The organism is Oricola sp. (genome assembly GCF_022763245.1).
In the GTDB taxonomy this organism is placed as follows: Bacteria; Pseudomonadota; Alphaproteobacteria; order Rhizobiales; family Rhizobiaceae; genus Oricola.
The window spans coordinates 331,746-346,884 of record NZ_JALEGV010000032.1; the positions used below are offsets into that span (position 1 = coordinate 331,746).

Here is a 15,139-nt window from a genome sequence, read left to right on the forward strand (position 1 = left end):
TCCGGCGATACCGGCTTCTTATTCGTAGACGGTTTCCCGACCTTCCTGGTAATCGCCGACCACCCAGATGAAGCTCTGGATGTCGATCCGGTCGCGCGGGCGCAGGTCGGCCAGTTCCCGTTCGGTCCTGGCAACGAGATCGAGCAGGCTCTCGTAAACCGGCAGGTTGAGCCGTGCCCCGTAGTCATCGGCAAAGCGATGGCCGACGCGGGCGGCGAAGTCCTTGGTGGCTTCCGGCTTCAGGAACATGTGCGCATCGGGCCGCCAGAGATAGGGCAGGTACGTTGCAACCGTCCATTTCGCGTTGTCGTGTGGCTTCAGCGCCTGCTCCATGGCGAGAAGATGGGACTTGCTGGCATCCAGCGTGAAGCGGGCGGCTGCTCGGACGAAGTCATCGGCATGGGGACCGCGCAGCACGTCCTGCAGACGGGTCTTCTCGAAGGGTGAAAGCATGTTGGTAGCGCGGAACACGGCAAGCACCGCTTCGCCGAATCCTGTCCCGTCGATCGCCTTATCGAGCGGCGCGGTCTCGTCGAGCTTAGCCTTCGCCGCAAGCTTGTAGTCGCGCTCCTGCGAAGCGTATCCGTCCGAATGGAAGCCGTTCGGGAAGAACTTCAGGAAGCGCTTTCGCGCGCCGTCGAAGCCGAAGTATTTCGGATCAGTCTTGCCCGCGTCGTCATGCAACTGCTGCCAGACGTCGTCGGCATTCTCCCCCTCGGTGCAGCGGACGCCATCGGCGAGTCCGAAGAACCGACCGTTCATCCGGACGAGGCGAAGCTCCTTCTTGCCGAGCTTAGCGGAGCGGATCGTTTCAGCCTTTCTCACTTTGCCGCCTCCAGGTTTGAAACACCTGTAATCCTCGCTGCCATCCGCTCCTCGAAGTTCAAGCGCCATTCGCCGTCGAGCGTACACCACTGAGACTTCTGACCGCGCACCATAACAAACTCGTTAATGATCGGGTTTGTGAGCGCGTTGGTAACAATCGCGATCCTGTAGTGCGCGTTTGGATTGCGGCTCCTCTGGTATTTCTTGAGGCAGTCAAACTCGTTTACAGTCAGTTCCGCACTGACATCGCTTCCGGATCGACCTTTGACTTCGACGTGGAGAACATCGTCGTCACGGGTGGCGACCAGATCGTAGCCTAGATTGTCTTTCTCCACCGATTTAATGGTGAAGCCGAGGCCTTCGAGTTTGATGCCAACCGCCAGGACAGCCGCCTCTTCGATTCTCCGGCGCCTTTCGACATCCACCCGCCAATTGGACCGCCCGGCCTTCGGCTTCCGAGTGTCAGGCTCGCCTTTCGGTGCCTGTTGAGGATCGACGTCCTTGAGAATCCTGTTCAGCAGTTTGAGAGCAGGGGACCCCGGCTTGGGATAGAAGACCTTCTGCTGGCCGGGCCACGACTCACCATTTCGTGGCTGGCCCGGCCGGACGAAGATCGGGCGCGCGTCAGGCTCCAAGAGCACGCAATTCTCTGCTTTCGCGGTACAGCGATAACTGGCGGCCTCTCCGTCGATCATCCTCTGGCGAGCCAGCTTGCCCGTCGGGTGCTGAACCTCGCGAAAGACCGTGGCATCGCGCCAGACGCCGACGACAGCGCGGCCCCCCTGTTCCGGATGCGGGGCAGTCCAGACGACGGTCGCTCCTTCGAGCGTTCCAGCCTGCCGAGGCACTTCGAAATGCTTCTCCAGGTGCAGGTTTCCCGTAGGCGGCACATAGCCATATCGAACACCGTCGATGTCCCGAAAATTGAACATTTCATGGCCGTAGCCATTCTCGACGGCAAACTTGAAGCCCCCAGCACTCAAGCTGGTACGGTCGCCATCATACCTGGCCATCCACGCTGTGTGAAAAACGACGATATCAGGCACTTTGGTCCTCCCCTCCGTCCGCCTCTTCATCTTCACCCTCGTCGGCCGCCACCAATCCAGCGGCGCGCTCTTCGGCGGCGCGTTCAGCATTCAGCGCCAGAAGGCGGGCAAGGACTTCGTCCTTGAATTCGGATGGCCAGTCGAGGCGGGTCTTCGGCGTCTTGCCCTCATCTGCTTCTTGTTCGATGAATTCCGGTGAGGCGCGGTTGGCCAGATCGCTCCATCCATATGCACGTAGCACAGCAACATCCATCTCGTGGTGCAGGGCCCGGAGGCGTGCGATGTCGGGGCCATTTTCCCCCCGATCCTGAAAGCGATTGTAGGTCTTGGTGAGACCTTCGTTGCGGGCGATCATTAGCTCTGAACGGAAAGCTAGGTAGGCCGAACCAATGGCTTCAAGCGAGTGCTCGTGCTCGGAATCGACGGGGAAGGGAAAATTTCCAAAGCAATCCGATGGCGCGTAGTTCAAGTCGTCCTTCAGCGTGGAAGTGAATGCTCTTAACCAAACCTCGTGTGGCCGAGCTTGCAAGCAAGAAAAGGAACTTAGGGTAGAAAACGAAAAAACAATCGTCTTTTCATTGAAGATATAAATGTTGGGTACGATGGTGAAGTTCGGTGAGGATGATACGCGGGGCGTTAGCATCACGCGATCAAGCTGAGCGATCTTACTATAGAGTGCGTCACGACGTCGTAAGAAACGCCACCATTCTCGTTTTCCGACCTTGTCCTTCTGCTTGAGCCTCTGAGGCTTAGCACGTCGTTCAACGATCTGAAGCAAGTCAGGCCAATCCGCAGCTACCGGCTCGGGGTAGTCTGCTGGCACGATGCCAATCCGACGGCATTCCTCGCGGTCAGGAATGGTTAGGTCTCTCCACGCCTTCCCCATCGACACTCGACGGAGCGGAAAGTCTGCAAAATCGATGACGTACCTTTTGTGCTCGTGAGCAGGCGAAGAATTGACGTCTTCCCCACCCAAATACGGGAAGATCCTCGCAGCGTTTCTCGCATCTTTTGCGATTAATGCTCGCATGGTCTCAAGGCTTTCGGCCTCGCCCTTCGCGGCGGCGAAATCATCAAATGTGAAGCCCATGCCGAGCACGATAGAGCCCTGGAATGCCTTTCCAGAGTTGGCAGCAAGAGCCATCGGCGAGGTATCGAGATCGCCTTCGACCAGATAGGCCGAGATGCGGCGCACAGTTCGCATGTCGAGCACAGGCGAGACAGCTTGACCCTTCACAATATGCACGACGGAGACCACGACCGCCGCTTCGCCCGGCCATTTCAGTCGCCGCGTGGCGCGAGAGATAGCGCCTCCCTCGGATATGACTTTGGTCAGCCCGGTAGCACGTGTGTCACCTTGGCCAATGGTGTTGGTGGCGATAAGTCCCAACGAGCCGCCCTGTCGCAACAGGTGAAAGGCACGCAGGAAGAAATGCGCTACCAAGTCGGCATTGCCGTGCGCGCCTACATGGAGCGTCTGCAGCCAAGGCAGATAATGGTCGCAGTTTCCGGCGATGATCGTGTTCTTGCCAGCGAATGGCGGATTTCCGACAATGGCATCGAAACCCGGATTGTCGTCACAGGCTCGCGGATCGAACACCTCGGGAAACTCCACTTCCCAGTGGAACGGCTGCAGTGCGCCCTTACCAGTGGTGAGGCTGCGTGAATGTGCGACGATGCGGTCGAACCAGTCCGATGCCGTGATATTCGTCTGGACGATCTTCTGGAAATCCACCAGCGCGGCGATGCGAGGCTTCGACTTGCCTCCCGAGAAGAACGCGGCGAGCACGCCATCGCCAACGAGCCGCGCCATTTCGAGCCGCCCGTCGACGATACGCAGCTGTGCGCCTAGGTCTGCGGCACTCGCCCATTCCGCCTGCTTCTGAATTTCGAAACGCAGCCGTTCGGCTTCCTTCAGATGGTCGGACACGAGCTTTCCAACAAAGGTCGGTTGTTTCGTCGTGTCCCAGTGCGTGGCCGCGATCTGGTCCTTGGTCAGCCCGACTAGGCTGTCGCCGCATTTCAACGCGTGATCTAGGAAGGTGAACTCATGGTCACGGGCGAGCGTCGCCAGCCACAGCGACAGCTTGGCGAGGTCGACCGCGCGAGGGTTCCTGTCGACGCCGTAGAGGCAACGCTGGGCCACAAGTCGGCGGGCGTGCAGGGGCTCGTCCTCGTCGGGCGGGATGGTGGGGCGGGTCTGCGGCCAGCGCGCCCAAGCCAACACCAGCCGGTCGCCCAGCGCCCGGCAGGCTTCCACCAGGAAAGCACCCGAGCCCATGGCCGGGTCGCAGACCTTGAGCGACAGCACATCTTCCGGCTTTGCATCCAGACCGATGCGCTCGAAGGCGGGCTCCAGCGCATGCTGCACGATCGGGGCGGTGAGTGAGCGCGGCGTGTAGTGGCTGCCCGTCCGCCGCCGCTCGTCGGTTGGCTGCAGGAGCGGCGTGCCGGGGGCGGCGATCGCGGCACCCGGCGAGGCGCGCTCGTCGACGATGGGGGTCAGCGCCGCGACCAGCTCGTCGATCGTGCCGGCCCCCTTCAGCGCCTTTCCTACCTTGTCCGTCACCTTGCCGCGATTGGCCTCCTCCTTTAGGAATTTGGCCCGGTCGTTCGGCTTCGCCGCCAGCAGTCCGTTCAGATCCACGAAGACCGGCGTCCGGTCGTTCTTGCCCGCGCGGATGGCCAGCGCCGGGCCGTCCATCGTCTCCACCGTGAAACCCATCACCGTCTCGTAGACGCTGCCGATCTGCTCGACGTCGAGTGTGCGGTAGGAGAGCTTCTCGCCACCCAGCACCAGGAGGCGGTCGAGCACGTTGGCCACGCATTCGTCCGAGACTTCGGCCGGCCTCGGCGAATCCTTCGGATCGTCCTGGCCCTGCAGGAAGAGAAAGGTTGTGGGATCGAACAGCTTGCCGCCGCGCCCGCGAATCCAGTCGCCGGAACGGTCGCCCTGATGCACCAGCCGGAACAGCGCGAGCAGCCGCGCCCAGGCACCGCGGCGCAGGTGCATGGTCAGCTCATGGCGCGCGCGATCCTCCGTCAGCCGCGCATGAAGCGTCCGCACGCCATAGCCCTGGTCGTAGAGCCGCCGCGCCTCGGCGTCGGTTCGTGACGGGATCAGCTCGCGGTCCTCGGCATAGAGCAGGAAGACGAGGCGCAGCAGGACCGTCAGGAGGCCGTCATAGACATGCTCCGGCCGCTCACGGGCGAGCCGCTCCATGCGCGCGCGGTCAGCATCGTGCAGGCCGCGCATCAGCTCGTGCAGCGCACCGAGCACTTGGGCGGCGAGCTTGGTCGACACCTCGGCCTGCTCGTCCCGGCTCTTCTGCAGCAGCGCGGGAAGCCTCCGTTCCGGCGCGTCGTTGTGCAGCCGGAAGGAGGAGAGCAGCAGCTTCAGGCCGCCCAGCATCGGCCGTCCGCCAACCTCGCCCAGCGAGCGCAGAGGGAAGCGCAGCCAGCCGCTGGTCTCGCCGCGTGGGGCGTGAATCAGACGCAGTTCGCCGTCGGTCACAAGGATTCCCGTGCGGACCTGCCGATCCTTGCAAAGGCGCTCCAGCCGCTGGTGCGGCGTCGCCTCCCAGCCTTCCAGCGCACCGCGCCCGTCCGGATCGACGCCCGTCGCCTCAATCCGCACCAGCATCTGCCAACCACCCTCGGGATCCGCGACGGCCCAGTGCGGCGCGATCTCGATATCGCTTTCCTCGATGCGGAGAACCAGCTCGTCGGGGATCGGCGCGCCGCCGGGGCTGCCTGCGACGCGGCCCGGCCGCCAGCCGAGAATGTCGGCGAAGAAGGCCCATGGATCGAGAAGCGCGGGCCCGCTCTCCGTGTGCGAAAGATGCGGCTTCACCGCCTCCGTGTCGGAGCGCGTCTGCTGCTCGGGCACGAGGTCGTAGGCCTTCAGCACCACCGGGGCCACGACCAGGCCCACCGGCTGGACGTGGCCGAGCCATTCCTCGTTCGGATCGAACCCCGCCATTCTCAGTTCCCCTCCGGCCAGAGATAAACGAGACCGATGGTCTCGAGCCGATCTGCCACCACGCCATAGGATTCGCGGACACGCCTGGGCTCGGTCTCGATGTCGCTCGTCAGCCGATCGAGCTTCGCCTTCCAGTGCCGCCGGTCCCGCCGTCGCTGTTCCACCTCTTCCACGATCTCGGGCAGGAAGCTCATTTGCCTGTCGTCCGGCTCGGCGTCGGCCTTGGCGATGCGTGCGCGCTGATCTTCGAGCAGGCGCTTCAACGAGTTCGCCTCCGCCTCGGCGATCTTGGCGAGATCCTTCGCCGCCTCGGCCTTTGCTTCCTCGGCTCGTGCGCGCAGCTCCGGTTCGAGATCGGCGGCGTCCTGCGCAGCGAACTGGCGGATGCGGTCGACGATCTGTGACGCTGGCACGCGCGCTGCCCGGAAGGCTTCCTCGAGCTGTGCGAGCGTCGCTGCTTCCCGGGTCGGCCCGAACGGCTTCAGCGGCTTCGTGCCACGGCCGGCTTCGGTCCAGGCGGCAGTGACCAGAATGATCTCCTCGTGCAGGCGGGCCGCGCCCGGGCCGTACAGCGCCAGCCGACCGATCAGTACGACACGCGGCTGGGCGCCGGGGCCGATCACCACGCTCGCCCGTGACAAGCCGGACGCGAATCCTTGCGCCAGGAAACGCGCGAGCAGCCGCCGGACAAGCCGATGCTCCAGATGCACTTGGACGACGCCTTCCGCATCGACTCCTGCCTCGGTGATCGCGGGCCTGAAGCTGAAGGAGCGGACCGGCGCGTCGCGACGCCAGTCCTTCAGCGTCTCGCCCCGCTTGCGGCGGCGGACCCGCAGGTCGTCCAGAGCCTCGGCCCAGCCTGCCGTCTGGAAGGCAGGTTCCGACGGGTCGAGGCGGAAGGTCGGGATCTCTCCAACCGCGCCATCGCGGTGCGCGTCCAGCGTGGTGCCCGTGCGGGTGAGCGCGACCGACATTACCGCCTTGAGGTCGTTGGGATCGACGCCGACCCGCACACGCGAATCCTCCAGCGCGGACCGTAGGTCGTCGAGCTCCTTCGCCTGGCGAGCGCGACGCGCGACCACCGTGTCGTCCATCTCCTCGACGGCCGTTCTGGTTTGCTCGTCCGGGGTTTCGCCGTCGCCGTCGATTTCACGAGCGAGGCCGCTTGCGCCTCGGATGCCGTCCTGCATCAGCCGCCGGTTGACACGCTCGGCGATGACCTGGCCAGCGGAACCGAGCTCGTCCTGGATCTTCTCCGTCTTGCGGACCAGCGCCTGCAAGACGACGTCCTCCTCGCGCTGCTCGTAGAAGAAATAGCGGCAGTACACGACGGGAGAGGGCTGCAGCTTACGGTCGATCCGGCCGTTACGTTGTTCTAGCCGTGCAGGATTCCAAGGCAGGTCAACATGGAACAGGTCGTGGCAGCGCATCTGCAGATTGATGCCTTCGCGGGCGGCATCGGTGCAGATCAGGATTCGCAGCGGGTCCTCCGCGGGATCGGTGTTGAAGCGGCGCTTCAGCTCTTCGCGGTGATCCGTCGAGGTCGCTCCCGTGAAACAGGCGATGCGATCGTCGGGCGCAAGATCGTCGAGCGCCTCCTGGAGCCGCTTCTCCAGCCAGCGGCGGGTATCCTCATACTCGGTGAAAAGGATGAGACGGCGCTCGTTCCAGCGCCCGCCGGGAGCCATGTTCTCGCGAATCCATTGGGCAAGGCGAACGACACGGGCGTCAGGCTCCTGCGCGTGCCGGCGCGCTACTTTCAGCATCTCGTCGACCATGGCGAGATCGGAGACGGCGGCCGTGGCCATGCCAGCCGCTTCGGCGGCCGCGTTTTCTTCCTGATCCAGCAGCAATTCGGCGGCGGCCTCGTCCTGCGGTTCTTCCTCCATCTCGGCAGCCTGGCCGAGCGCACTCGCCGCGTGGCTTGCGGTTTCCCCTTCGGCCGCCCGCAGCAGGCCCTTGCGATGCACCTCCAGCGTGCGCGCGAAGGCCGCGATGGAGGACAGGAGCCGCTGCTGCAGACCGACCAACGTCAGCCGCACATATCCCGCTTGCCGGGGCGGCAGCCCCTCCGCCTTCGTCCGCACTGCGTCCGCATATGCGCGCAGCATGGAGGAAAGCACGAGTTCGGACGCGCTCTGCGGCAGGTCGGCGATCCGGATGGGCTCGACCTTGCGGAGTGGAAACCGCTCACCGAAATAGCGCAGGTCTGACTTAAGCCGTCGGACCATGACCGGATCCAGATCCTTCGGCCGGACCGGCACGCCCCGGGTGAAGCGCTGCGGGTCGAGGATCTCAAGCAGCGCGGAGAAGGAGTTAGAGTGGCCGTTGTGGGGGGTGGCCGACAGAAACAGTCGATGCTCGAATCGATCGGCAAGCCCCCGCACAACGCGCGTGAACTGGCTTTCGATCGCATACTTCATGCCGCTTGCAGGCGCCGCATGATGTGCCTCGTCCAGGATCAGCAGTGACCGCGGTCGAAAGGCGCCGAGCAGGTCGCGCAATCCCGAGACATAGGTCTCGTCCGTCAGCAGCGAATGCGACAGGATGAAGCGAGAGCCCGACGACCAAGGTTCGGCACTATACCCCCGTTCCCGTCGCAGCACGTTCAGATGCTCGCGGTCAACGATCGTGAATGATAGGCCGAACTTCGTCTCCAGCTCATCCTGCCACTGGCGCACGGTCCCTGCCGGACCGGCCACCAGAATGAAGTCGATCCGGTGTCGGAGCAGCAATTCGCGGAGGACGAGGCCTGCTTCGATCGTCTTACCCGCGCCGACGTCGTCGGCGATCAGCAGGTTCACACGAGGTAGTCTGAGCGCTTTGCGAAGGGGTAGAAGCTGGAAGGCATCGAGATGGATGCCGGCACGGAATGGAGCCTGAAAGAGCTCCCGATCCGACGACGTGGCCGTGTTCCAACGAAGCGTCTTGAGATAGGCTGAGAAGGTTGCCGGATCGTCTGTGCCCTGCTTGGCGATCTGTCCCCAGCCTTCGTCACCCAGCACTTCGGCATCGAGTTCTGCGTCCCAGAGAACCTCGACTGTCTCACCGGCGGCATCGTCGTCAATGCAGGCGAGTCGCACGACGGGGAACTTCCCGTCCTGCGCTCCGCTCTCGACTAGCCAGCGACGCGAACGAACTCGGACGAACTCTCCAGCGGATGGTGCCATGATTCCCTGCCTCCCGACGAAGAAGGGATAACATGCTAAGCTCGCTGCGTATCAACCCGTCTATTTTCAGTCGGCATTAAGAAGAACATTGAGTCAGTTCATGCCTCAGCGCATGAAAATGTCGATGCGAAACGAAAAGTCGACTTTCGCTCGACCAAATGTGTTCCGGTATAAGTGAAAGTGCGATCTGATCGTGAATGAAATTTTGCTCCGAAGGCAGATGTACAGCCCGTGACCCGCTCATCGCTAAAAGGCGCTGGCGTCGGTCGGGTGGTGTCTGCAAAGGGGCCGATTCCGGACTGTCGGTTTCTGGGAAACATCTGCAAGAAGGCGGACGCTGACGACACATAGGATAACCCACGATCGTCAAGCACCTGTGGCAATTGTCAGAACGCGTCAACGCGACGCCGATAGGTATGACTTAGGAGCGCAACGCGGGTGAGACAACGAGGTCCCGCAGCAAGTACACGAACCTCTAACTTCGTTTTGGGCGACCGTTTCGCGAAGATCGCCGTGCACGAAGCGATTTCGGGTTTGGGCCATCGATCGAAGAAAGCTCGCATTGGCAGGGCCGACAACGCCTTCCGAGGCCAAGTGCTCAATGATACGGCCGGGTGATTGGGGGCGAGCAAACTCATCGGGCCGGCGGCTGCGGCTATGCTGGCGACGGGTAGCTGGCGTCGGCGCGCGCGGAGAAACCATCGATCCTACAGAACGCCACGATCCGCGTATTGTCTGTCACGACCGGGAAGCGTGACACCTGCATATGCTCGACCGCTCCCTTCCCAAGATGCGCCATCAGCACGCCCTCGCGGTCGTGCTCCTTCGTTAGCGCTCGCTCATAAGCGATCGCGAGATTGCGGTTGTAGCGCGCCAAGCGTCGGGGTTGGGCTTCGACCCAGACGAGATCGGTCATATTATTCTTGCACCGGGCGTCGCGCCCCGACCAATTCCAGTGCGTCACTGACGATTACCTTCAAGGCGTCGGGATCAACGCCTTTCTTGGGCATCACGTCGGCATCGTCCCCGTGATGGTTGTCGCAAGTAGCTGAGTTGAGGGCGTCCATACGGTCCCGCACCCCGGCGCAAGGATGCGTGCCGACGTGATGGTCTATGTCCCACACCATCTGGCCGAGGTTCCGGTTGTGCGGGAAATAGGCCGTGTACGAGCGCCGGAAGTGCGTCTCGATCACCTGTCGCACGTGAAGCACGATGTCGTCCGGGTCGCCCTGCCGGTGGTCAGCATAGGCAGCGAGCTTGTCGAGGCGCTTGGTGTGATCGGACCGGCAGAGGTCTGCAAGGCGTACAGGCTTCGCGGCTGACCACTCGCCCCCGTCACTGTATTCCATCTGATAGGACGCCTTCATTGCGCTGGCACAGAGCTTCTCGACATCCCGGAGGAAATACTCGTCATGAGACAGAACGATTAGCTGGAGACAGCGGCCGCAGAGCTCCTTGATGGCTTCGACCGTCTTGCCGCGACGGTGGCTGTCGTGACTGGCAAGCGGATCGTCAAACACGACAACCTTCTGGTTTAGCGCCCCATCGTGGTCGAGCTTGGCGAGAAAGAAGGCGAGGGCGAGCGTGGTCTTGTCGCCGGTCGAGAGGGTGTTGCGGAAGCTTGGGATGGGCGCGGCTCCGGGCCCACGGCCCCTTGGCACTGATTCACCCCGGATGACCAAAGAGTAATCGGAGGACCCGGCGTTGCCCGCCATGCTGTTCGTGGGCCGCGTGATTCGAGCCGAGACCCCGAAACGCTCGAGGTAGTGGTTCACGCGGAGGTGGTAGTGATCGGCCGCCGCCTCGTTGGTGTCCTTGAGCTTTTTCTGTGTCACCTTGCGAGCGCTCTTGGCGCGCTCATCTCGCCGCGACGCAGCGAGGTACTCTTCAATGCGGCGCTGGACGCCCGGGTCCTCGTTCCGCGCAATTCGGCGCTTCGCATTCGTGACCTCCAACTTCGCATCATCCTCAGTCATCGCTGCCGCGGACTGAGCTGTCTTGGTGGCGGCGTTGGTAGTCTCAACGGCGGTGTTGTAGGCGGTCAGCGTGGCGGCAGCCCGGGAGAGCGCCCCGCTCGCCTTCGCGATCAGCATCGCATCCTCTACAGCATCGAGTGGGGATTGCCGCTTGCGGTCCAACAGGTCCTTCGCGGCGGAGTGGGCCTCCGCAAGGTCGATCCCCAAGTCCGCACAGTCGGGCAATACGGGGCCGAGCTGAACGTACTGCTCCCACGCCTTTGCCGAGACGGCATTAGCCGTCAGTGTCGCAGCAATCGTCGTCCGCGCATCCTCGTCCAATGCATCGTCCAGCGCGGTCGTCGCGTCGGTGATGGTCGTCATGTGGGCTTTGTACTGCTCCCCGAATATCTGCCCGTAGAGCGTGACCATGCCGAGCTCGTCCACGTTCGGCCGGGCGCAGAACGGACAGGCATCGTCATGGATGTGCTCCACGCCGTAGTTGACCCACGCCTCGCCCTGCTTGCCGAGCTTGAAGTGTCGGAAGTGGTCGGCCAGCTCGTCGCGCGCCGCCGCGTCGATGTCCGGTATCGTCGCGCTGAGGACCGTCGCCATGTCGGCAGGGAGCTCTGGCACAGTGATGGTGTCGAGCTGCTTAAGCGCCGCGATCTTGTCGGCTTGTTGCACCGCCTTGAGAGCCTTCTCGGCCTTGTCGAGGCGGTCTGCGTACGCGGGATTGGCCGCGAGTGCGATGAAGGCCTCCCGGCTGATGTCGGACGGCAAGTCATCCGCCATCGCCGCCTCAGCCTCCTTGAGTTTCGTTGCCGCCGTCTTGGCGTAAGCATTAAAGCGCTCGAGAAGGTTGGCTAGCCGCACCCCTTCCTCCCCGATGATGACCGAGAACAGCCCCCGATCCTGTGGAAGGTCGATCATCTCCCCGGCGAACACGTTGTCGGCAATGAATGTGGCGTCGAAAACCTCGATGGGCGCGCGCTTGTGTTGCCACTTGCCGCCCTTAAACAGTCGGTTGCCGCTGTCCGAGATGAGCGTAATCTCAGGGTCCGCTGCGTTGTTGCCCAATGAGCGCCGCGCCATGACGGTGTTCGAGCACCCATCCCGGGCCGCCCGCATTACGGCCGTGAGGGTGGACTTGCCCCGCCCATTTCGGGCGTAGAACATCGTGAGCTGCGAAAGCGGCGGTGAGGTCCCGGCGTCAAACGCCTTCAATACCCCCACGTTGCGAATAACGATCTTCTTAAACATAAATGAATAGCTGACTCCGAAACGAGTTGGAGTCAAAGCTGTTTACGTACATGTTCTGTATTGGTCTGCTAAACCGCGTAAGGGCTCACGTCGGATGAGTGCAGGGGTGACACATGCTTCACTTCGATCGGGTAGTTGGTGGCTTAGCAGCACTGGGCCAAGCCGCAGTGGGCCGAGGTATATCGCGAAGCCGGATCGGCAGGCGACACGCTTGGGTTCCACCCGCGTAGCGGTAGAGTTTCGGTGGCGTCTTCATCGCGCCGGCCATATAAGCGCAGATTGGACTAACCGACCATGCATTCAGACAAGGCGTTGGAGCACGAGCGAAATGGCGCGGACGCCGGCTTGAACCCGATGTTTGGCAATTGGCAGCACCGGTTCGAATTCGCGCCGATTTCCTACGCGGCCGGTGGGCTAAAGCGCGCGGCTTTCCAGGAGGCCATCCAGACGGAGCTCAAGAACCGGTTCTTCTACACCAACGAGGTCCGGCTCGACATCGTCCTTCACCTAGACGTGCAGACTGTGCTGGAGACTGATGAGACTGCCGACGTCGACAACTACGCCAAGGCGATCTTGGACGGGTTGAAGGGACCGAATGGCATCCTGTTCGACGACACCCAGGTCCAGGCACTCACGATCTACTGGCTCGACTCCTACGGCAGGGATCGGACCTACTTCGAGGTGTCCATATCAAGGTCGCCCGACGACTTCATGTTGAAGCCGGTTGAGTTTTACGAGATGCCGGACGGGCTCTGGTATCCACACGGCCGCAGGATGTGGAGCGACGGCGACCAGGAGGATCAGTCTGACCGCAACCACTATTCGGGCCTGTTGATCTTGGAGGCGATGAGTTCTGCGAAGCGGGGTGCCCGCCAGCGCTTCCGCAAAAGCGGTATGGACCGGCTAAGGGCTTATCAGAAGGGCATGTACTTGTCGTCGTCGGCCCGTGGCTTTCATCGGAGCAGGATCGTGGGCTTCCCCATGCACCCCCGCCGGGATTGGCGGGCAGCGTTCGAGACGTGGCGGGCCGATCATGCCGAGGAGATTGCCGAGATCGAGCGGATCGTCGCGGACGTCCGAGACAACTACGGTAACATAGCCGCGCTACTGGCCCGGCCATCTTCCAGAAGAACTCAAGCGGCCGGGCGACTAAGCGATCCGAGCAGCCAAAGGCAGGCCACTGATCGGCGGGCAGCTTACCATCCCAATTTGTTCGCCCGATCGCCGAGCAAGCGGCAGCTTTCGGGCTCGTGCGTCGAGCCGTGGAACGGCCGACTTAGGGCGCATCGCGGCCCGTCAGCCAACGACCCAATTGCGACATCGGGATTTTATTCGTCAACCCTTGGGCCGCAGGCAAACGAAGGTTTGGCGCGCAATGCGCTGTCTGCCGTGGTAGCTTTGACAACACCATCCGGACGTGAGCCCCAGTTGGTTCGCGATGCACCTGGAGATTAACCAAGCGCCTGCAGGCGACAGAGAGGAACGAGCATTGAGCGCGAGGCCAGGCGACTTTACCGAGACGATCAAGAAGCTTCTGGCGGATCGCGCCGGACACGAGTGCAGCATGCCATATTGCCGGGTCCGGACCGTCGGTCCGGGTGCCGCCGCGACCCAGACCGCCAGGGTCGGGCAGGCCTCGCACATTTACAGCGCTGGGTTGAACGGGCCGCGCGGCCGGGGCGGATTGTCCGATGCCCAGCTCGCCGACCCAAGCAACGGCATCTGGACCTGCGAGTTGCACGGCAAGGACGTGGACAACAACAAGGGCGACGCCTTCCCCGCCGGCCTCCTACGAAGCTGGAAGGAGCTGCACGAGGCGCGGGTCAAGCGAATGAGTACGGGCGCTCCAGCGGAGCGCTGGGTCGAACACGTCCGGTTCACGAGGACGCCGCTGTTCGAGCCGGACAGCGTCCTCCATCTCGGCAAGGTGACAGTCATCGGCGGGACCAATGGTGCCGGCAAGACCGCAATCTGCGAGTGGGTGGGAGCCGTGCGTGACAAAGGATTGCTCGATCGCTGGACCGGGAGTCTCGCGTTGCACGCCATCAACCTCGAAATCTCTTTCACCTCCGACAAGGAGCACGTGCTCGACATGGGCATACCAGTTGGCGGGACGGCTCGGTTCACGCTGGACGGGGCCCCGCAGCTGGCTCCGCCGCTGGTCATCGACACGGTGTTTCTAAGGGAACGCTACCTCCCGCCCGACGCCGAGGACGACCTCCGCGGCCTCGCGAAGTTCTTCTCGGTCGACGCCGACACGATCCGCCTCGTCGCCGAGGAGGTGGGCGCGAGCGGGAACAAGCGCTTTCGCCACATGGAATTCGAGCCGGTCCCCCTGGATGAGGGAGAGCCACCGGAAAGCGTCATTCACGAAGACGGGGCGCCGAAGATGCGGCTCATCGTCGAAACGTATTCGCCGGCCGAGCGCTACCCGCTCTCGAGCTTCAGCGGCGGCGTCCATACGGAGGTGCTGCTTTCGATGGCCATCGAACTTGCGAAGTTCAAAAGCCGATCTCTTCCAACCCTGCTGCTAATCGAGGCTGCCGGCTGGGGGTTCGCGAAAGAGGTCTTCAGGCAGGTGGCAGGCCCGATCGATGAATGCACAAAGCACTGCCAGGTCATAATAATCGAACCACACAACAGGCTGGATCGTACCCGGATGCACGAACACGAGTGGGTTCAATACGAGATCGAGATGCCTCCCATCGCGCGTGGCCAGCCCCGGCCTCCGGCGAAGCTGAAACTTCAGTGACCGGTCTGGGACACAGCAAACCATAAGGAAGATGGCGACCCAATCCCTGCCGTTCCCTCGTCGCCTGAACGAATGGCGGCTTTTGGGCCTCCTCGATCTATCGCCGAACGACCGATATGGGGCGCGAAGCGGTGATCGAGAGAATT

The 15,139-nt window shown here is 62.7% G+C and carries 8 protein-coding genes; 2 read left to right on the forward strand and 6 right to left on the reverse strand.

Features of this window, described 5'->3' with window-relative positions; all coding sequences use genetic code 11:
- Positions 1-18 precede the first annotated feature (18 nt).
- The 6 genes from MRY80_RS15310 to MRY80_RS15335 form a co-directional block, all read right to left on the reverse strand.
- Complete coding sequence (locus tag MRY80_RS15310; protein WP_293291908.1) at positions 19-894, reverse strand: hypothetical protein; 876 nt, start codon at positions 892-894, stop codon at positions 19-21.
- Complete coding sequence (locus MRY80_RS15315) at positions 822-1,871, reverse strand: DUF3883 domain-containing protein (protein ID WP_293291909.1); 1,050 nt, start codon at positions 1,869-1,871, stop codon at positions 822-824. The genes MRY80_RS15310 and MRY80_RS15315 overlap by 73 nt, the downstream gene beginning before the upstream one ends.
- Complete coding sequence (locus MRY80_RS15320) at positions 1,864-5,853, reverse strand: DNA methyltransferase (protein WP_293291910.1); 3,990 nt, start codon at positions 5,851-5,853, stop codon at positions 1,864-1,866. Before MRY80_RS15320 ends, MRY80_RS15315 begins: the two co-directional genes overlap by 8 nt.
- A gap of 2 nt (positions 5,854-5,855) precedes the next feature.
- Entirely contained in the window at positions 5,856-9,023 is a 3,168-nt protein-coding gene (gene drmD, locus MRY80_RS15325; RefSeq protein ID WP_293291911.1) for a DISARM system SNF2-like helicase DrmD, read from the reverse strand.
- Between the two features lie 655 nt (positions 9,024-9,678).
- Positions 9,679-9,939, reverse strand: coding sequence for a hypothetical protein (locus MRY80_RS15330; protein ID WP_293291912.1), 261 nt, complete (start codon positions 9,937-9,939; stop codon positions 9,679-9,681).
- 1 nt (position 9,940) lies between these two features.
- Positions 9,941-12,241, reverse strand: coding sequence for an AAA family ATPase (locus MRY80_RS15335; RefSeq protein ID WP_293291913.1), 2,301 nt, complete (start codon positions 12,239-12,241; stop codon positions 9,941-9,943).
- A gap of 294 nt (positions 12,242-12,535) precedes the next feature.
- Here MRY80_RS15335 and MRY80_RS15340 point away from each other — a divergent pair, with 294 nt between their 5' ends.
- Both MRY80_RS15340 and MRY80_RS15345 read left to right on the forward strand, forming a co-directional pair.
- On the forward strand, positions 12,536-13,696 hold the full coding sequence (locus tag MRY80_RS15340) for a RusA family crossover junction endodeoxyribonuclease (RefSeq protein ID WP_293291914.1): 1,161 nt from the start codon (positions 12,536-12,538) through the stop codon (positions 13,694-13,696).
- A gap of 34 nt (positions 13,697-13,730) precedes the next feature.
- Complete coding sequence (locus MRY80_RS15345; RefSeq protein WP_293291915.1) at positions 13,731-14,993, forward strand: hypothetical protein; 1,263 nt, start codon at positions 13,731-13,733, stop codon at positions 14,991-14,993.
- The last annotated feature ends 146 nt before the right edge of the window (positions 14,994-15,139 follow it).